This is a genomic window from Alistipes sp. CAG:29 (assembly GCF_000435435.1).
In the GTDB taxonomy this organism is placed as follows: Bacteria; Bacteroidota; Bacteroidia; order Bacteroidales; family Rikenellaceae; genus Alistipes; species Alistipes onderdonkii.
In genome coordinates, this window is the sequence record NZ_FR893475.1 from 72,779 (window position 1) to 92,123 (window position 19,345).

Here is a 19,345-nt window from a genome sequence, read left to right on the forward strand (position 1 = left end):
GCACCGGTGCCGCGGCCGGCATCCCCGCCGATGCCGACGTCGTTGTCTGCCAGTCCGTGCTGGCCGGGCAGATCGCCGGATCGGCACATGGAGCCGCGCTGGTCGTGATCGACAATTTCCTGGCCGACCCGGCCCTCGACGTCCTGTTCGCCCGGTTGGCGCAACAGGACGGTGCGGACGCCATTCCCCGAGCCGGCGGTCTGCCTGCCGGGACGGCGGACGCACAGCCCTCCGACGCCGGCCTGCGAAGGGCGGGCGATGCCCCGGATCGCATAGCCTCCCCGCAGCCGGACGATGCCGCGGGGCGGTCTCCCGGCGAGGTCTTGCGCCCCGGGAATATCCGGACGGGGCTTCCCTCCGAACCCAAGGAAGCCGCGATCCGGCGGGCCGGGGAACTGCTCGCAGCGGGCGGATATGTCGAACCCGGATATGCGGATGCCATGCTGCGCCGCGAGGAACTCGCAACGACCTATATGGGCATGGGCATCGCCATTCCGCACGGGACGTCCGACGCCAAGAAGTGCGTCCTGCACTCGGGCATCGTGGTGCTGCAATACCCCGGCGGGGTTGCGTTCGGCGACGAAAAGGCATACCTCGTAGTGGGCATTGCCGGCGTGGGGGACGCTCACCTCGATATCCTGGCCCGGCTGGGCGAGGTATTCGGGGACGAAGATATGTTGCGGAGGCTGACGACCGAAGGCGATCCGCAGGTGATATACGAAGCACTGAAATAACTACCTATATGACAACCGGAAAAGTAACGATCACCGCCCCGAACGGCATGCATGCGCGGCCTGCGGGCGAACTTGTAAAGTTAATCAGGGGGGTTGCGCCCGCCAGGATCACCCTGCGCACCGCGGCCCGGGAGGCCAGTGCCGTGAGCATTCTTTCGCTCCTGGCATTGGGGCTCAAACACGGCACCGAAGTGGAAGTCTGCGCCGAGGGCGGCGACGAAGCCGCCGCCGTGCGGGCCGTAACGGATTTCATCGCCGGCATCCGCGAATGATGTTCACGATCCGAGGAATCCCGACGGCGGGGATCGCCGTCGGGACGGCGTTCGTGCTGCAACGCCGCGCATCCGCCGCTGCTACGGCCGCGGCAGGCGACCCCGTGGCCGAGGCCGGGCGGTTCCATGCGGCGCTGGAGCGTGCGAAGGCGGAGCTGTCCGCACTGGCGGAAGGGGAGGCTGTTTTCGCCGCCCATCTGGAGATGGCCGGCGACCCGATGCTCGCCGGGCTGGTCGAGGGGAGGATTGCGGAAAAGCACCTGTCCGCCGAGCAGGCGCTCGGAGAAGCCTGCGAAGAGGTGTGCGGCATGTTCGCGGCGCTCGACGACGACTACCTGCGCGGACGTACCGACGATGTGCGGGACGTATGTGCGCGTATCGGCCGCATCCTGTCGGGCGAAACCGCCCACGATCCCTTTGCCGGGCTGGCTCCGGGGACGATCGTGGTGGCCGACGAGCTGGCGCCTTCGGATACGGCACAGATGGATTTCAGCAGGGTCGCCGGATTGGTGACGGCGCACGGAAGCGTGACGAGCCATGTCGCGATCATCGCCCGGAACAAGGGCATCGCGGCGCTGGTCGGCGTTGCCGGGTGCATGCGGCAGGTCAGAACCGGCGACCGGCTGATAATCGACGGGGAGCGGGGCGAACTGATCGTCGATCCCGATCCGGCTACCGGACGCAAATACGCCGCGCGGCTCGAATCGCTGCGCCAGGATGCGTTCCGCTGCGCGGCGGATGCACAAGCGCCCGCCGTCACGCCCGCCGGGCGGCGGATCACGGTGCTGGGCAATGCCGCGAACGTCGACGAAGTGCGACGCGCGCTCGATGCAGGCGCCGAGGGCATCGGACTTTTCCGGAGCGAGTTCCTCTACATGCAGGGCCCGGCGCTCCCCGACGAAGAGACGCAGTTTGCGGCATACCGTGCCGCGGCGGAGCTTTGCGGGGCACGTCCGCTGACTGTACGGACACTTGACATAGGCGGGGACAAAGCATTGCCCTACATGCATTTCGAGCCGGAGGAAAACCCGTTTCTGGGATGGCGTGCGATCCGGGTTTCGCTGGCCATGCCGGAGCTGTTCCGCACCCAGCTGCGGGCATTGCTACGCGCGAGCGCATTCGGCAACGTGCGGGTGATGTTCCCGATGATAGCTTCGGTCGGGGAGTTCCGCGCCGCCAAAGCGGTTGTCGAGACCTGCATGGCGGAACTCGACGCAGAAGGGGTTGCCTACGACCGCGACATAGCGCTGGGGGTGATGATCGAGACCCCGGCCGCCGTATTCATCGCCGACGAACTGGCTGCCCGGGCGCGGTTTTTCAGCATCGGCACCAACGACCTGACGCAGTACGTGATGGCCGCCGACCGTGGAAACCCCCGCGTAGCCTACCTTTGCGACGCATTCGACCCGGCCGTGCAACGCAGCATCGGCATGGTGCTCGACGCCGCGCACCGGGCGGGTATCGAAGCCGGGATGTGCGGCGAACTGGCTGCCGACCCGCGCGCCACGCAGCGCCTCGTGGCGCTCGGTCTCGGGGAATTCAGCGTCGGCCCCCCGGCCATCGCCCCGTTGAAACACCGTATACGGACTGACAAATAATTTTTATCTTTATCCCAACGTCTAAAACTCGAATTATGAAGAAAACAATGCTCCTGCTCTTCGCCCTCATGCTGTCGTCGGCGATTTGTGCGCAGGATTACCACGTTGTCCTGTGGGACAACACGACGGCACCCACCTCGAACGGGCTTTCGGGCGACGAGGTCGAATCCAAGCCCGGACAGTGGAAAAACACGCAGACGGCCGAAATGTGGATTTACAAGGCCGGGGACAATGCCACGGGACAGGCGCTCGTGTTTTTCCCCGGGGGCGGCTATTCGTCGCTCTCGGTCGGCAACGGACATAAGGAGGCCCAGTGGTTCGCCCGGAACGGCATCACGGCCGCGGTGGTGAAATACCGCCTGCCCAACGGCCACAGCGAGGTTCCGCGCAACGATGCCGACGAGGCGCTGCGCGTGATGCGTTCGATGGCTGCGGAACTGAACATCGACCCCGCGAAAGTGGGGGTGTCGGGGACTTCGGCCGGGGGTTACCTCGCCGGGAGCGTCGGGACGCTTTCGGACGTGAAGCCGGGCTTCATGATCCTCTTCTACCCGGTGATCTCGGCCGACCCGGACAAACGCCATAAGGGGACTTTCGTACAGCTGCTCGGCGCCGAAGATGCCGACAAGCCCCTTGCACAGGAGTTCTCGCTCGAAAAGAAGGTCGATGCCGCCACGCCGCCCACGCTGTTGTTCCATTGCGACGACGACAAGGTGGTACCAGCCGTGAACAGCGCGCTGTTCTACCAGAAGCTCAAGGAACACGGCATCAAGGCCACGCTGCACATCTATCCGTCGGGCGGCCACGGCTGGGGCATGAACTCCCGCTTCCGCTATTACGACGACTGGCAGAAAGCCACGCTCGACTGGCTTTCGACGCTCTGATCCCGCGGCGCCTGCGGCCCGTGAAACGACAAAAGAGGCTCTTTCCAGAGCCTCTTTTTGTTGTGCGATCCTGCCGGCATTCCGGTACGGGAGCCGGCGCCGGTGCCGCGTGCGGCCGATCCCGGGAATCCGGCGGCCGCTGCGCTTATTTCTTGCGGTAGATGACCTCGCAATGCTCGCCCGTGAGGTATTCGACGATATTGAGCACCTCTTCGAGCGAATTGGATCGCTGGTAATTGAACGTATAGCGTTTGTCGCCGTAGCGTCCCGGCACCGAAAGCCGCACGCCGAAGGTCGTCTCGATGTGCGAGATGATCTCGTGCAGCGTAGCGTCGGACATCGTCACCAGGTCGTACTGGGTCAGCACGAGGTGCGAAGCGTTGACCTGCGTAATGGCGAGGTTGTCGTCCGCAGCGTCGTACAGGGCGCGCTGGTCGGGTTGCAGCGTCACCAGGTTGACCCCTGCGGGCGTCTGAAGGCGTACGGAACCGTGTTCGAGGACGACTTCGGCCTGCTGCGAACCTTCGTAGGCCTGCATGCAGAAGGAGGTGCCCAGCACGCGCACGCGCAGTTTGTCGGTGGACACGACGAACGGGGCGGCTTCGTCCCGCGCCACCTCGAAGAAGGCCGCGCCGGCCAACTGCACGTTGCGCTGCGTCGGGCCGAAGGCTTCGGGCAGCGTCAGTTTCGTACGGGCGTTGAGCCACACATGCGTGCCGTCGTCGAGCGTGACGGTCGTCACCGCATCGCCCGTGTTCTCGTAAACCCGGTATATGTCGGGTGTCGAGAGGAAATGCCATGCCGTGCCGGCGCAAACGGCGAGCAGGACGGCAGCAGCGGCCCCCAGCGTCCACCGCACCAGTCTGCGGCGACGGGTGGATCGCTCGCCGGCGACGATACTCCCGATCCGATGGTCGGTGCTGCGCATGAACGACGCGAAGCGCGACAGGTCGGTGCTCTCCTCGAAGACGCGGCGTGCCCCCCACAGGCTCTTCAGTTCGAAGAAGTATTTGCGGTGCTCCTCCGACTCCTCCAGCCACGCGAGAAGGTACTTTTCCTCCTGTTCCGAAGTCTCCCCGGCAAAATATTTTTGTATGACTGAGTCCATTATAATCGTATCGTCCATTTGTTCTGTGTCCGTTTAGTATACAATCCACGGGAGAAATCTACCCAAGCGGATGGGAATTATTTTGTAAAAAAATGAAAAACAGCAGCAGAATCAGCTCCGATTTCGACAATTTTGCCCGCAGTTGCCTCAGGGCAAGGTAAATATGGTTTTCGACCGTGCTCTGCGCAATCCCCATCTGTTCGCTGATCTCGCGGTGGGAGAATCCTTGCAGGTAACTCAGCGAAAAGACCTCGCGGCATTTGGCCGGGAGGGCTGCGATCGCCTCGTTGATACTCGTGCGCAGATCCTGCGAGTAGAGCTTTTCGATGACCGGATTCCGGTCGGGATCGTAATAGGCGTAGCCGATGCTTTCGATACGTTCCTGGTAGTAGGAGCGGTAACTGCACGCATGGCGGTGCTTGTTGACGTAGTTGACCGACTGGTTGTAGACCGAACGCAGCAGGTAGCCGTAGAGCGACTGCCCCGGGTCGAGCGCCTCGCGGCGCACCCATACGTTAACGAATACGTCCTGCACGACGTCCTGCGCCCAGTTCCCGTTCAGGAAGAGGCGTGCGTAGGCCGTCAGCGGCGCATAATAACGGCCGCACATCTCGTCGAAGGCTTCGCGGCTCCCGGCGCGTATGGCGGATATGAGTTCTGCAGGCTCCATGTTCGTATGCACAAAGTTAGAAAATATTTGCAGATTGGCGAGCCCGCCTGCCTTTTTTGTTTTCCGCAGGGCAATAAAAACGGCGGCGGGCATGATACCCGCCGCCGTCGGCTGGCGGGCGCGGCCTCCGGGGGACGCGGGGGGGGCGCCTTCAGGGAACTGCGGGGTGCCGGGTGAAATCCCCGGGCACAGGCGCACCGCCCTGCGGCAGTCAGTTGGCCGACACGAATGTCCTGGTGAGGAGCTCCTTCAGGGTCTCGGGGTTGTTGGTGGTGATGAAATCCATTCCCCATGCGATGCAGGTCATCATGTCCTGCACCGTGTCGACCGTCCATACGTTCGTGACCATGCCGTTGGCATGTGCCTCCTTGACCCATCCCGGATTGCCCGAATAAGCCGAGAAGCGGTAGTCGATACCCCCGATGCCGTCCTGCCGGACTGCAGCGGGAGCCAGGTCGCCGTTCAGGTATTGCACCATGGCACCCGGAAGGGCGTTGACGATGCGTTTGCAGGTCGTATAGTCGAAAGCGATGTATTCCACACGGTCGGTCAGCCCCTTTGCTTTTACGGCCTCGATGACGGCATCCGCCGCACGGGCGTTGCCGACGAGGAGTTGTCCATAGCCGAACCGTCGTTGCGGAACACCACGTCGAGCAGGTCGGCCGTCGGAAGGAGCGGCTCGCCGCCGCTGTCCATGGTCGTGGCGTTCGCCGTTTCCGACCAGTCGGAATCGAGGCTGCCGACCGCCTTGACCTTGGCCCAGTAGGAGGTGTTGCTTTCCAGGTTGGTCAGCTCCTGCGACGTTGCCGTGGACGCGATGCCGGTCTTGTAGGCATACTCGCTTTCGGGGGCTGAGGCCGAACCTTTCCAGTAGGCGACCGTGTAGGAAGTCGCATCGGGGACAGCGTTCCATTTGAGCGTCAGCCTGTCGGCCGCCGCTGCGGCGTCGAACGAAACCCCGCCCGGTGCTGCGGGTTTGGTCGCGGGGGTGATGGCCGTGCAGGTGACGACCACGTTGTCCAGCAGGGCGCGTTTCTCGCTCGTCGAGATCACGATGCGGCAATCGGGCGTCACGTTCGTGAGGGTTGCCTCGAACTCGCGGAACCGGGCTTTGGCAGCCGAAATATCCACGGGGTCGGCCGCGGAGACCTCCGTGACCGTGCCGGTGATGGCGCCCTTTGCGCCGAGCACGGCGCCGCGGACGGCCTTGACGAGGATTTTCCCGGCATCGGCGCCCGAACCGTCGTATTTCTCGCTGTAAGCCTGTGCCGAGAAGCGCACCTTGACGGTCGCCGCATCGGGCAGGGCGGTCAGTTCGGGGGTGTAAAGCGAGGCGGCCGCACTTCCGGCGCCCATCTTGACATAGCCCGGGCGGCCAGCGATGTTGCCCGACTTGCCCCAGGCCGAAAGGCCCGTGCCCTCGGTGTAGGGCGCAGCCACGCCGCCGCCGCTGAACAGGTCGAACTCATTGGCCGTACAGCGGGTGGCCGAGAACCCCGAAGGATTGTCGCCCGAAGCTGCGGCGTAAGTCCCGCGGTTCGAGCTCGGGGGATAGTAGCCCGCGGCGAAATTGGCGATGTCGCCGCCGTGGATCACCTTGGAGAAATCTTCCGCCAGGAGGATGTCGCCCGCCTTTGCCGAGCCGGGAGCGGTGGCACCCGCCTGCGGCCCCGCGGCGGCAGTCGCATATGCGAGCGGGTCGGAGAAGAAATCGTTGGTCTTGTCGTCCACGCAGACGTAGTAGGTCGTGGCGGGGGCCAGTCCCGAGAAGGTGAAGCGGAAGCGGTTCCCGGCCGTGATGCCGAAGACGTTCGAGGCATTCCAGCCGACGAAGAGATCCTTGCATTCGGCGTCGCTGTAAAGTTTCACGTGGTAGACCTGCGCACTGCTGTTGACACACGCCTGGCCGTCCGCACGGGCCCATTCGACCGTGAGGGTCGAGGAGGTCGCCAGCACTTTCGACACGACGATCCCGGCCTGTACCGGGGCTATGTCCGTCTTCTGCGACACGACGGCGGAGTAGTCCGAATCGTAGCCGGGGTTGTTGTAGCGGCACGCCTTGACCTTCGCGTGGTACTCGGTGCCGGCCTCCAGTTCCTTGAGCAGGTACGAGGCCGAGGTGATGCCCTCCGCTATCGTGGCGTCCTTCTCCTCTGTGCCGTCGGCCCACCAGGCCACCGTATAGGAAGCCGCCCCGGCCACTTCGTCCCATTCGAGGGTCAACTTGTCGGAATAGACGGCTTCGGCGTCGAATTTCACGTTCGCCGGAACGGTGAGTTTTTCCAGTTTGGTCTCGCCGTCGTAAACCACGACGATGTCGTCGAGCAGGTAGCGGGTCTTGTTGGCGCCCGCCTGTGCGGGGTTCGACGAAAATGCGATGCGCGACGTGGGCGAGAGGCCGTCGAGCGTCACCGTGAAGGTTTCGAACCGGCCTACGGCCGACGAGATGTCCACGACCTTCGAAGCCACGGCCGTGCCTTTCTTGCTCACGGAGTTGTTCGACCCGAACTCGGCGCCCTCGATGGCCTCGACCACGATGTCGCTGCCATAGACGTTTTCGCCTTCGGCATAGGCGCTGGCCGAGAAGCTCACCGTTACGGTCGTGTTCTTGGGCAGGGCCGCCAGCTCGGGCGTATAGAGGATGCCGATGCCGCCGCCACCGCCGCCGCACTTGATGTAGCCGGGGCGGGTCGAGGTGTTGCCCGACGACCCCCAGCCCGTCATGCCGAGGCTTTCGACATACTCGGCCGAGGTTCCGCCCGTGTGGATGTGGAATTCCGTAGCCCAGTTGCAGACCGGACGGTCGCCGTCGGCCTGCGGGTTCTCGCCCGTGGCGGGTTCCCAGGCCTTGCGGTAGTCGGTCCCCGATACGGCGTTGTAACCTGCCGCCGAGCGGACGATGTCGCCGCCGTGGATGAATGCCGCGAAATCCTGCGCCAGCACGATGTCACCGGCCTGTGCCGGATTGTTCGGCGAGGCTTCGGGCCCGGCCTTGGCCGTGGTTCCGGCGACGACGGGGGTCATGATATTGCCGAAGCTGGCATTGGTAACCCGGGCGTAGTAGGTCGTTTCGGGATCGAGCCCCGAGAAGGTGAACCGCACGACGGGATAACCCGCCAGGGCGGTGAAGATGCCTTTGTCCGACGCGAGTTTTCCGTCGGCCAGCCAGCTGACATGCAGCTCGCTGCACGCCTCGTCGCGGAACAGTTCGATGTTGTAGAGGCGCGTGGCGTCGGTCGCCGCATCTTCGGTATACGACCACTCGTAGGTGAGCGTCGACCCCGTCGCGGCATTGAGCGTGAGCTTCGGGTCGAGTTCGAGGATACCCACCGAGGCCATCAGCATGGCCGGCTGCTCGTTTGCCGTGACGTATACCCAGTCCGAGGTGGAGGAGTAGGGGAAGTTGGCCCTGACGCGGCCGTAGTATATCCGGTCGGTCGCCAGGTCGGTGAATTCGTGGTAGTCGATCGCGTCGGTGGTCTTGCAGAGCGCTTCGCTCACGGGGTTCATCTCCCCGTCGACGAGCTGTACGGTGTACGACGTCGCGCCGCGGATGAAATCCCAGCAGATCGTAAGCGACGTGGGCCCGTATTCGAGCAGTTTCACGTTCTTCGGGGTCTTGGACTTGTTGGCCCCCGATATTTCCACGCCGTCGTCCTTGCAGGCCGTCAGCGAGACTGCGGCCGATAGCGAGAAGAGGGCGAACAGAATATATAAAATGCTTTTTTTCATGGTAGTTGTCCGGTTTTAGTATACGAGCTTGATGTCGTCGATGTACCAGCGGCCCGCCTTCACCGAGGAGCCCGAGAACCAGCTGTCGGCCGTGGAGATGAAGAATGCCAGATTGGCTTTCGCGCCGGGATTGGGGATGACGGCCGTGACCTCGACCCACGTGTAGGCGGGGATGTCGAGCGAAACGTAGCTCTTGGTCGAAGCTACGATCTTGTCCAGCGTGCCCTTCGGGATCCAGAACCCGTCGTTCTTCTCGCAGATGCCCACCATGCCCTGGTCGGGGGCTGCGGCCCAGATGGCGACCTTGCAGGTCAGCAGCAGGTCGTAGCCCGCGGGGATGTTCAGCACCGGGGAGATGAGGTTGCCCGGCTGCCCGTCGGCATTGTCGCTCGCGGCGCCCAACTGGATGTAGCCCGGACACATGTAGTTCAGGTAGCCTGTCCACCCCTCCATGCCGATGGCGCGGTAGAACGCCGCGTTGCCGTTGCGTACGGTCGAGGTGATGCCGCCGATGCTGGCGTTGGTGCCCGCCGTAACGCTCACCGTCTCGTTGTCGAGGCTCAGGTTGGCCACGGTCTTGTCGGCCGTCGTGACACCCGCCTTCTGGCCGATGCAGTCGCCGCCCCAGGGGAATTTGCCGAAGTTCTGCGTCAGCAGGGGAAGCTCCTCGCCCTGGGCGTCGAACCCGGCGCGGACGATGGTCGAAACGGAGCCGAAGTCCTTTTCCGCGCCGGCCTCGTCCATAGCCTTCACGGCGAAGGTCACGATGCCCTGGCGGGTGGCGGTGCCCGTCAGGGGTACTTCGATGTAACCGTTGCCGGCCGCCGAGATCGAATAGCTGCCGCTGGCGGCCGTGATCCCCTCGCCGCCGGTCTGCGTCACCGTGACGGTGTATTTTTCCGTGCCGAGCGCCTTGATGTAGGGGATGCGGAGCTTGGCCCCGGCTTCCGCGTTGAGTTTGAGCATACCCGAGACGTCGAACTGCTGTCCGTTGTCGAAGGGTTTCCACTCGAAGATACCGTTGTCCTGCCTGATGGCGATGGCGACGTTCTCTTCGCCGCAGCCGTGCAGGTAGATGGTGGCGTTACGCTCCTCGGAGGTGTTCTGGTCGCAGGTGACCGTCACCTTCTGGTAGGTGCCGGGGTCTCCCTTGCCCGAGAGCTGGTCGACATGCACCCAGCCGTAGGCGTTCGTCCACTCGCGGCTGTCGGGGGTGTCGCTGATTTGCCAGTCCCCCGTGGCGCGGATCGTGAACGTATCGCTCGATTCGACGTACGGGAAACTCATCTCGCGCAGGTTGCGTTTGAGGAACCCCTGGTCGTCGTCGCTGCACGCGGCAAGACCGCAGATCCCGCCCAACGCGAGAACTATCGTCAGTTTATGAATAAATTTCATCATGATTGGATCGTTAGTTTGTTTGTAAAACCGATAAAAAAAATCAGAAACCGACTCCGGATACACTGCCGGATGTCAATTTCCTACACGGTTTCTAACGATATCGAATGACTTGCACTGCAAATATAGCAATTTTCCGGGATTCGCAAGAAAAATGTTTAAAATTTTACGAACCTTGCGGCGAAAAACCGAAAAATAAAATATCTGTAATATATAGGTATAAAAATTTGCATTGCAATTTTGTGAAAAAAGCTTCCGGCATTGGGTAGTTTGCCCCGGTCGCTTGTATCTAATGCAGACCGGACGGAAAACGCCGGCCGCAACCGACCCAATGCAAACTAAAAAAACGATTATTAACCGGAAACTTTAAAACAACTTCGACGATGTCTGACTAATCCCTCCCCCTACACCAGCACTACACGGTTTTTTATCGGACGACGGATGACTTGCAAGGTTCTGTCTGCCGTATCGGAACGAATTTCCCCGGAGCCCGCCTGCACGGCGCGGCTGCGGACGTGCTTTGCACGCGGCAGCGGGAAATAACCAATTAACCGAATTGAAACTATGAAGAAATTATTCCATAAAGGACTATGTCTGGTCATGGTGCTCTGCGCGGGGGCTTTCGGCTGCTATGCCGCCCAAGGATCGCTCCCCGGTGCGCAAGGGCAGGGGTATGACCTGAATTTATCCTACTCGCGGACGACGCTCAAGGCCGTTGCCGATGCTATTACGCAACAAGTGGGCATCGCCTTCTCCTACGAAACGGCACTGGCCGGCTATCCGATGGAGAACCTGGAGGTCTCGGAGAAGGGTGCCACCATCGAGGCCATCCTTGCCGCCGTATTCACGCCTCGCGGCATCGACTACCGGGTGGTTGACAAAGTGGTCGTGCTGACGCGCAGCACGCGCCCCGTTCCGGCAGCCAGTGCCGCCGCCAAATCGGAGGTGAAAGGGGTCGTCCGCGACGCTGCGGGCAACCCGATGATCGGCGTGACGGTCACTATCAAGGGGACGCTGGTCGGCGTCTCGACGGGTGTCGACGGCGGCTATGCGATCCCGGCCGACGGGAACGCCACGCTGCTCTTCTCGTATATCGGCTACCGCCCCCATGAGGAGGTGGTAGGGCGCCGCACGCAGATCGACGTCACGATGCAGGAGGACGAGCTGGTGATGGACGAAGTAGTCGTCGTAGGCTACGGCACGCTCAAGAAACGCAATATCGTGGGCGCGGTCGAGAACCTTTCGGGCGACGCGGTCGAAAACCGGCCCAATGCCAACATCACCCGTTCGTTGCAGGGCCAGATCCCCGGCCTGAACATCGTGCAGGTCGACGGTAAGGCCGACCATGCCGGCGAAGTCACCATCCGCGGCGTGAACAACACGTTCAAGGCCCGTGTGAGCGGCGGTGAAAAGACCAACAAACTCGGACAGGGCGGCGGCGCGCTGGTGCTCATCGACGGTGCCGAAGGCGACATGGGTTCGGTGAACCCCGACGACATCGCCTCGATCTCGGTGCTCAAGGACGCTTCGTCGGCCGCAGTATACGGCGCCCGCGGCGCATTCGGCGTGATTCTCATCACGACCAAGGATCCCGAGAAGGGCAAGGTGCGCGTGAGTTACAACGGCTCCGTGTCGCTGCACCGCCGTACGGTGATCTGGGAGGACAACGTGGTCACCGACCCCGTGCAGTGGGTCGATGCCTTCCGCGAGTCGTATCTCAACTCCTCGCCGACGGCGACCGTACCGTCGCTCTTCAACAACTACATGCCCTATTCGAACGCCTGGTTCGAGGAGCTCAAACGCCGCCGTGCCGATCCGACGATGGACAACTACGACATCGACGCCAACGGCAACTACAACTACTACGGCGAGACCAACTGGCTCAAGGAGATCTACAAGTCGGTGAACTATTCGACCACCCACGCCGTCAGCATCCAGGGCGGCCGCGAAGGGGTCAGTTACTACATTTCGGGCCGTTACTACAACCAGGACGGCATCTACAAGGTGGGCGAGGAGACCTACAAGAAGTATAACCTCCGTGCCAAGGGCTCGATCCGCATCCGCCCGTGGCTGACGCTGGACAACAACACCAGCCTGATGAGCAGCAAGTACCACCAGCCCATGGTGCACTACGGCCAGCAGGTGATCTCGCGCCAGATCGACATGTTCGCCTTCCCGTTCGCCCTGCTGAAGAACCCCGACGGCACCTGGACGCAGACCGCGGCCAAGACCGGTTATGCGGCCTTCGCCGAGGGCACCTCGTGGCAGGAGAACAACAAGCTCGAAGTGGCCAACACCACGACGTTCAACTTCGAATTCGTCCCCGATGTCTTCAAGGTCTCGGCCGACGTGACCTACAAGGGATCGCGCTGGTCGCGCGACCGCATGGAGAACCTCTACACCTACTACACCGGCGTGAACGTTTCGGGGCAGGACAACAGCTATTCGTCGCTCGAAAACTGGACGTACCGCTCGGACTACATCTCGACGAACATCGTCGGCACGGTCACGCCCAAGCTGGGTTCGGATCACGACCTGAACGTGGTCGCCGGATGGAACCTCGAGGACTACGACTACCGCACGCAGAAGACCTACCGCCAGGGTAACCTCTATTCCTCGAAGCCGAGCTTCACGCTCATGGACGGCGAGTATTACTCGACCACCTCGGGCGGCTACACGTGGGGGCTGGTCGGATTCTTCGGCCGCGTCAACTACGCCTATGCAGGCCGTTACCTGGCCGAAGTGAGCGCCCGCTACGACGGGTCGTCGAAATTCCCGTCCAGTTCGCAGTGGGGCTTCTTCCCCTCGGCATCGGTCGGATGGCGCCTCTCCGAAGAGCCGTGGCTCAAACCGCACGTCGAAGGGTGGCTGGACAACTTCAAGGTTCGCGCCAGCATCGGTTCGCTCGGCAATGCCAACATCGACCCCTACCAGTACCTCGAGACCATGACCGCTTCGGGCAGCGCCTCGATCGCCAAGTCGTCGGTCATCATCAATGGCCAGAACGTACCTTACACGTCGGTGCCCAGCCTGATCCCCGACGACATCACCTGGGAAAAGGTCACCACCTACAACATCGGCCTCGACCTCGACCTGTTCCACAACCGGCTTTCGTTCACCGGCGACTACTACCGCCGCAATACGACCGACCTCTACACCGTCGGCCCGAACCTCCCGCAGGTACTCGGAAGCGCCGCGCCCTACGGCAACTACGCCAGCCTCAAGACCAAGGGATGGGAGCTGAGCCTTTCGTGGCGCGACTCGTTCAACCTGGGCGGCAAGCCGTTCAATTACAGCATCAAGGGTATGCTGTGGGACAGCCGCAGCTGGATCACCGACTACTATAACGAAACGGGCGACCTGACGACCTATTACAAGGGTATGGAGATCGGCGAGATATGGGGTTTCCGCACGGCGGGCATCTACGCCAGCAACGCCGACGCCCTGAACGGCCCGGCCTACAACTTCTTCAAGAACGGCGAGATGTTCCGCGCCTATGCCGGCGACCTGCGCTTCGTCGACGTGGACGGCGACGGCATCATGACCAAGGGCAACCGCACGCTGTCCAACCACGGCGACCTGGAGATCATCGGCAACCAGTCGCCGCGCTACCAGTACAGCATCAACATGTCGCTGAACTGGAACGGCATCGGGCTTTCGATGTTGTGGCAGGGCGTGGGCAAGCGCGACTGGTACCCGTGGACGGAGTCCGGATTCTTCTGGGGCAAATGGAACCGCGCCTACAACTCGCTGATGAAGACGCAGACGGGCGACAACGTAGTTAAGATCGACAAGAGCACCGACAACTGGCGCGTCACCAACATGGACAAGAACCCCTACTGGACACGCATGGTATCGCTCGCCGCCAACCGCAACGACGGCCCGCTGACGTGGGAGAACGACCACTACCTGCAGGACGCTTCGTACATCCGACTGAAGAACATCACCGTCGACTACACCTTCCCCAAGCACATCTGCAAGAAGCTGCGCCTCGAGGGGCTGAAGGTCTACCTGTCGGGCGAGAACCTCTTCACCCACTCGCCGATGTTCAAGCACACGGACATGTTCGACCCCGAAGTCATCACCAGCGGCGACTCCGATTTCGCGGCCTCGACCACTTCGGGCCTGAACGGTACGGGTAACGGCTATTCCTACCCGATGCTCAAAACCGTGACCCTGGGTATAAACGTAACATTTTAACCGACAGCAACCATGAGAAAGATACTGCTATATACGCTGATGACCCTCGCTGCCGCGGGAATGGCCTCCTGCGAGGATTTCCTGACGCGCGACACCTACGACCAGATCGGCAGCGACGAGTTCTGGAAATCGGAAACCGACCTGGAACTCTATGCCAACGGTTTCATCCAGAAGATGATCCCCGGCGACGGAACCATCACGCGCGGCGACATCTATGCCGACTACTGCGCCGTGGACATCCCGACCGACCTGCTGCGCCCCGACGGCAACGTCTCGCCCGACAACCAGACCGGATGGGCCGAGAGCAACTGGACGAACCTTCGCCGCGTGAACTACATGCTCGACAATATGCACAAGTGCAAGGGGCGTGTGAGCGACGAGATCTACAACCACTACGAGGGCGTCGCCCGTTTCTGGCGCGCCTGGTTCTACTACGACAAGGTGCAGACCTTCGGCGCCGTGCCCTGGTACGACTTCACGATCGCGGCCAGCGACAAGGAAGCGATGATGAAACCCCGAGACAGCCGCGAGTACGTCATGGACAAAGTGCTGGAAGACCTCACCTTCGCAAGCACCTACTGCCTCTCCGACGCCAAATTCACGAAAGGCTCGGCGCTCATCAACAAGTGGGTGGCACTGGCCTTCAAGTCGCGCGTCTGCCTCTATGAAGGCACCTTCCGCAAGTACCACTCGCGCGAGCCGTCGTCCGACAAACCGTGGCAGGCCGAGTATAACGCCGACAACAAATTCCTGCGCGAGGCCGCTGCCGCCGCCAAGGAGATCATGGACAAGGGGCCCTATTCGCTCGTCACGGGCGATGTGAAGACCGCCTACCGCTCGCTCTTCACCAGCGCCGGGCTGCTCACGCAGGAGGTGATCTTCGGCCGTGAGTACAGCAAGGAGCTCTCGGCGTTCCACGAGACCAGCTGGTACTACTATTCGCCGACCTACGGTGCCAAGATCGCCATGACCAAGAAGTTCATGAACACCTACCTCACGACCCGGGGCACGCCGTTCACCGACATCGACGGTTACCAGACCATCGACTTCATCCGCGAGTTCGACGGCCGTGACGCCCGCATGGCGCAGACGGTCATCAGCCCGACCTACAAGATGAAGATCAGCGGCCGCGAACGGCTCTATTCGCCCAACTGGAAAGTGACCCGTACGGGCTACCATCCGATCAAGTGGTCGATCGACGACGATGCCGACAACGTGCTGTCGAAGGCCGCGAGCTGGAATTCGCTGCCGATCCTCCGCTATGCCGAGGTGCTGCTGAACTACGCCGAGGCGAAGGCCGAGCTGGGCGAAATGGACGCCGCGGTATGGGATCAGACCATCGCGCAACTGCGCAGCCGTGCCGGCGTGACCCCGGTCGTCCCGGACAAGGCCGACCCCTACATGGAGGCCTATTTCCTCAATACCGTGACCGACAAGTGGATACTCGAAGTGCGCCGTGAGCGCGGCATCGAGCTCTGCCTCGAAATGGGGCTGCGCTGGGACGACGACATGCGCTGGCACATGGGCGACCTGCTCACGAGCGACAACAACCCCTGGACGGGCATCTGGATCGGCAACACGGGCTACACCTACGATTTCACGGGGCAGAGCACCGACGACAACGGCGATCCCGTACCCGACTTCTACATCCGCCCGGGCGAGGATACCGAACATTCGATCGCCATTTCCAATACGGGGGCCAACCAGACCTTCTCGCTCAACGCCGCGGGGAATATCGTCTGGGAGTACAAGCGCACGTGGGGCGAAAAGAAATACCTGCGTCCGATCCCCCAGACGGCGATCACCCGCAACCCGAACCTCGAACAGAACGCGCTCTGGAAATAAGCAATAAAAAACTCAGGATATGAAAACGAAAATCATGTTATTATGCTGTATGGCGGCGACGCTGATGCTGGCATGCAGCAACGACAAGTCCGGCGGGCATGACGGCGACGAGGGAGTCGAAACCGAAGTCAACGGCACGCAGCTCGACGGCAATACGACCCTCTACGGACTGGTGACCGACACGTCGGGAAACCCCATCCCGGGCGTGGTCGTGTCGGACGGCTACGGCTGCGTCACGACCGATGCCAACGGCGTCTACCAGATGGAGCGCTACAAGAAGGCGCGCTTCGTACATTACAGCACGCCGGCAGGGTATGCCATCAACACGTCGGCAGACAACTACCCGCTCTTCTACGCCGAGATCGTCCATAAGAACATCGCCGACCGCCACGACTTCGTGCTGACGCCGCTGCCGGCCCCGGAAAGCGATTTCACGCTGGTCTGCATCGCCGACCCGCAGTGTGCGACCACGGCCGAGATCAGCCGCTACGTCAACGAGACGATCCCCGACGTCGAGGCTACGGTCGACGCTTACAAGGCCAAGGGCACGCCGGTCTACGGCATCACGCTCGGCGACATCGTCTTCGACACGCCCGACCTGTGGAGCAACATGAAGGAGTCGATGGCCAATCGCAACCTGCCCGTCTTCCAGACCATCGGCAACCACGACCATCTGCAGACCGAGACTTCGGACGACAATGCCGCGGCCAATTTCGAAACGCAGTTCGGCCCGCGCAACTATTCGTTCAACCGCGGCGACGTGCACATCGTGTCGATGGACAACGTCCTCTACGAAGGCAAGAAAAAGTACAAGGGCGGCATCACCGACAGGCAGCTCGAATGGCTGCGCCAGGACTTGTCGCACGTAGACAAGGACAAGCTCGTGATCTTCTGCGCGCACATTCCCTTCCGCGGGGGTACGAGCGTGACGGACGAGAGCCACGAGAACTACGACGGCGTGCTCGACCTGCTGGCCGAATTCTCCGAGGCGCACATCATGATCGGCCATACGCATTACCAGCAGAAATACATCCACAAGCGTAACGGAAAGACGATCTTCGAACATGTCCACGGCGCCGCCTGCGGTGCGTGGTGGACGGCGAACCTCTGCGCCGACGGCACGCCGAACGGGTATGGTGTCTACGAGATTTCGGGCAACACCATCGCCAACCAGTACTACAAGTCGACCAACAAGGAAGCCGACTATCAGATCCGGGCCTATTCGGCCACGCAGGTGTTCGGCAAGTCGGGCAGCCTCACCTTCGGCTGGGCGGCCAACGCCCCGGCCATGAACGATGCGAAGTGCATCGTGGCCAACGTCTGGAACTCCGACGCCTCGGGCAACTGGAAAGTCTCGCTCTGGCAGAACGGCACGAAGGTCTGCGACATGACCCGCGTCAAGACCTACGACTACTGGGCCTATGCCTACCACGTGCTCTATTACAGCAAGAGCGTGGGCACGACCTGGGGCAAGAACCTCGACCATTACTATTACGGGAACCTGGCGTCGGGAACGCCCGAGACCGCCGATTTCGAAATCGTGGCGGAGGACGGCATGGGCAACACCTACCGCACCTCGAAGCTCCAGACCGACTTCATAGGCTTCTGACCCTCCCGCTTCCTAAAAGCGATGCCGCGCCCCGAAAAGGGCGCGGCATTTTTCTTGCCGGTTCACAGGCGCGGTTGCAGGCACGTCGCCTCCCGGGCGCAGGTTCCTCCTCCCGCCTTGCGGGAACGCCGTCGCCGCCCCTATACGGCGGCGTTCCGTCCCGGGCGGTCAATACCAGCCTTCGGTCTGCGTGAGGTTGTAATTTCGGCTCATGGCCGCCTGCGTGATGGGCCATAGCAGTATGTTGGGGTTCTTGTCGCGCTGCGCCGCGATGTCGGCGCTGTACTCCCATATCTTGTCCGTGCGCAGGAGCATCCACCAGGTGCGGCCTTCGCCGACCATCTCCCTGAGGTATTCGTCGACGATCGCCTGCAGGACGGCTTCGGGCGACGTGTCGGTGTAGTAATCCTTCCGCCCGTAGGCCCTGGCGGCCAGCGGTGCCAGGGCTTCGAGCGCACCCGCGTAGTCCTTCCCATAATACCGGGCTTCGGCCGCCATCAGGAAGGCTTCGCCGTAGCGGTAAAGGATGAAATCCGAGTCGAAAATGCGTGTGCCGTTGTCCACGCGCCCCATCAGTTTCTCCGTCCAGCCGATCCTGCGGCCGCCCGTGCCGTAATCGGCCGTGCGGCAGGTCAGCGCTGCACGCGTATCGGCGGGGTCGGCCTGCAGCAGGGCCCGGTAGGTGTCGGTATACCACCACCACTGGTTGCCCCCGGTGGTGGGGACGGGGTTGTTGCGGTAGGCCGCTTCGACGTAACTCTCGTTCCAGCCGAGGTAGTAGGCCGGGCCGTTCAGGGCTTCCGACACATCCTGGTGCACGGCGAAAATGACCTCGCGGCCGCATTTGTTCGACGAACTGAAAATATCGGCATACGCGGGCTCGAGCAGGGCGTCCGACAGGCCGAGTTCCCCGAGCGCCTCTTGGGCCATCGCCAGGTAAGCCTCGCCCCCGGCCTGCATACGGTACATCCACAGGGCATAGTCGGCCTTCAGCATCGCCACGGCGGCCGGCGTGGCCACGGTCTTGTCCGACGTATCGGCGACGTACCTTTCCGCGTCGGCAATGTCGCGTTCCACGCGCATCAGCACTTCCGATACGGGGGTGCGTCCGAGGAACAGCTCCGTGTCGGTCGATTCGTAGCCCCAGAGCGGCAGCGGGGCATCGCCCCAGATGCGTGCGATCTGGAAGAAGCAGTACGCGCGGATGAAGTGGGCGTTCCCCAGACAGAAGGCCCGCGGTTTCTCCTTCAACCCCATCGCAGGAACATGCCTGATGACCAGGTTTGCCTGGTTGACCG

13 protein-coding genes are annotated in these 19,345 nt (G+C 62.3%); 7 read left to right on the forward strand and 6 right to left on the reverse strand.

Going from position 1 to position 19,345, the window contains the following annotated elements; all coding sequences use genetic code 11:
• The 4 genes from QVP03_RS09225 to QVP03_RS09240 form a co-directional block, all read left to right on the forward strand.
• Positions 1 to 734 (forward strand): PTS sugar transporter subunit IIA (locus tag QVP03_RS09225; protein WP_288210731.1); only part of this gene is annotated, 734 nt, incomplete at its 5' end.
• Between the two features lie 8 nt (positions 735 to 742).
• Entirely contained in the window at positions 743 to 1,006 is a 264-nt protein-coding gene (locus tag QVP03_RS09230) for an HPr family phosphocarrier protein (RefSeq protein ID WP_022333189.1), read from the forward strand.
• Complete coding sequence (gene ptsP / locus QVP03_RS09235) at positions 1,003 to 2,604, forward strand: phosphoenolpyruvate--protein phosphotransferase (RefSeq protein WP_022333190.1); 1,602 nt, start codon at positions 1,003 to 1,005, stop codon at positions 2,602 to 2,604. The genes QVP03_RS09230 and ptsP overlap by 4 nt, the downstream gene beginning before the upstream one ends.
• 35 nt (positions 2,605 to 2,639) lie before the next feature.
• Positions 2,640 to 3,488 (forward strand): alpha/beta hydrolase, encoded by an 849-nt coding sequence (locus tag QVP03_RS09240; protein WP_022333191.1) that lies wholly within the window; start codon positions 2,640 to 2,642, stop codon positions 3,486 to 3,488.
• Between the two features lie 145 nt (positions 3,489 to 3,633).
• Here the strand turns inward: QVP03_RS09240 and QVP03_RS09245 are convergent, their stop codons facing one another.
• The 5 genes from QVP03_RS09245 to QVP03_RS09265 all read right to left on the reverse strand — a co-directional run bounded on the left by QVP03_RS09245 (position 3,634) and on the right by QVP03_RS09265 (position 10,396).
• The gene (locus QVP03_RS09245; RefSeq protein ID WP_022333192.1) at positions 3,634 to 4,614 is read right to left on the reverse strand and encodes a FecR family protein; all 981 of its coding nucleotides are present in this window, start codon (positions 4,612 to 4,614) and stop codon (positions 3,634 to 3,636) included.
• 40 nt (positions 4,615 to 4,654) lie between these two features.
• On the reverse strand, positions 4,655 to 5,266 hold the full coding sequence (locus QVP03_RS09250; RefSeq protein WP_022333193.1) for an RNA polymerase sigma-70 factor: 612 nt from the start codon (positions 5,264 to 5,266) through the stop codon (positions 4,655 to 4,657).
• 211 nt (positions 5,267 to 5,477) lie between these two features.
• On the reverse strand, positions 5,478 to 5,807 hold the full coding sequence (locus QVP03_RS09255; RefSeq protein ID WP_022333194.1) for a glycerophosphodiester phosphodiesterase family protein: 330 nt from the start codon (positions 5,805 to 5,807) through the stop codon (positions 5,478 to 5,480).
• A gap of 23 nt (positions 5,808 to 5,830) precedes the next feature.
• On the reverse strand, positions 5,831 to 8,998 hold the full coding sequence (locus QVP03_RS09260) for a fibronectin type III domain-containing protein (RefSeq protein ID WP_022333195.1): 3,168 nt from the start codon (positions 8,996 to 8,998) through the stop codon (positions 5,831 to 5,833).
• A 15-nt stretch (positions 8,999 to 9,013) separates the two neighbouring features.
• Positions 9,014 to 10,396 (reverse strand): BACON domain-containing protein, encoded by a 1,383-nt coding sequence (locus tag QVP03_RS09265; RefSeq protein WP_022333196.1) that lies wholly within the window; start codon positions 10,394 to 10,396, stop codon positions 9,014 to 9,016.
• Positions 10,397 to 10,957: 561 nt separating this feature from the next.
• Here QVP03_RS09265 and QVP03_RS09270 point away from each other — a divergent pair.
• Genes QVP03_RS09270 through QVP03_RS09280 form a run of 3 tightly spaced genes read left to right on the forward strand, consistent with a single transcriptional unit; the run spans position 10,958 to position 18,047 of the window.
• Positions 10,958 to 14,593: a TonB-dependent receptor gene (locus QVP03_RS09270; protein ID WP_288210732.1), complete on the forward strand. Its 3,636-nt coding sequence runs from the start codon at positions 10,958 to 10,960 to the stop codon at positions 14,591 to 14,593.
• A gap of 12 nt (positions 14,594 to 14,605) precedes the next feature.
• Entirely contained in the window at positions 14,606 to 16,438 is a 1,833-nt protein-coding gene (locus QVP03_RS09275; RefSeq protein ID WP_022333198.1) for a RagB/SusD family nutrient uptake outer membrane protein, read from the forward strand.
• A 19-nt stretch (positions 16,439 to 16,457) separates the two neighbouring features.
• The gene (locus QVP03_RS09280) at positions 16,458 to 18,047 is read left to right on the forward strand and encodes a calcineurin-like phosphoesterase C-terminal domain-containing protein (RefSeq protein WP_022333199.1); all 1,590 of its coding nucleotides are present in this window, start codon (positions 16,458 to 16,460) and stop codon (positions 18,045 to 18,047) included.
• Between the two features lie 168 nt (positions 18,048 to 18,215).
• Here QVP03_RS09280 and QVP03_RS09285 read toward each other — a convergent pair.
• A partial coding sequence (locus QVP03_RS09285; protein WP_288210733.1) for a RagB/SusD family nutrient uptake outer membrane protein occupies positions 18,216 to 19,345 on the reverse strand: 1,130 nt, incomplete at its 5' end.

Coding starts and splice junctions, on each gene's coding strand:
- QVP03_RS09230 (WP_022333189.1), top strand. CDS start 743: ATGACAACCGGAAAAGTAACGATCACCGCCCCGAACGGCATGCATGCG.
- ptsP (WP_022333190.1), top strand. CDS start 1,003: ATGATGTTCACGATCCGAGGAATCCCGACGGCGGGGATCGCCGTCGGG.
- QVP03_RS09240 (WP_022333191.1), top strand. CDS start 2,640: ATGAAGAAAACAATGCTCCTGCTCTTCGCCCTCATGCTGTCGTCGGCG.
- QVP03_RS09245 (WP_022333192.1), bottom strand. CDS start 4,614: ATGGACGATACGATTATAATGGACTCAGTCATACAAAAATATTTTGCC.
- QVP03_RS09250 (WP_022333193.1), bottom strand. CDS start 5,266: ATGGAGCCTGCAGAACTCATATCCGCCATACGCGCCGGGAGCCGCGAA.
- QVP03_RS09260 (WP_022333195.1), bottom strand. CDS start 8,998: ATGAAAAAAAGCATTTTATATATTCTGTTCGCCCTCTTCTCGCTATCG.
- QVP03_RS09265 (WP_022333196.1), bottom strand. CDS start 10,396: ATGATGAAATTTATTCATAAACTGACGATAGTTCTCGCGTTGGGCGGG.
- QVP03_RS09270 (WP_288210732.1), top strand. CDS start 10,958: ATGAAGAAATTATTCCATAAAGGACTATGTCTGGTCATGGTGCTCTGC.
- QVP03_RS09275 (WP_022333198.1), top strand. CDS start 14,606: ATGAGAAAGATACTGCTATATACGCTGATGACCCTCGCTGCCGCGGGA.
- QVP03_RS09280 (WP_022333199.1), top strand. CDS start 16,458: ATGAAAACGAAAATCATGTTATTATGCTGTATGGCGGCGACGCTGATG.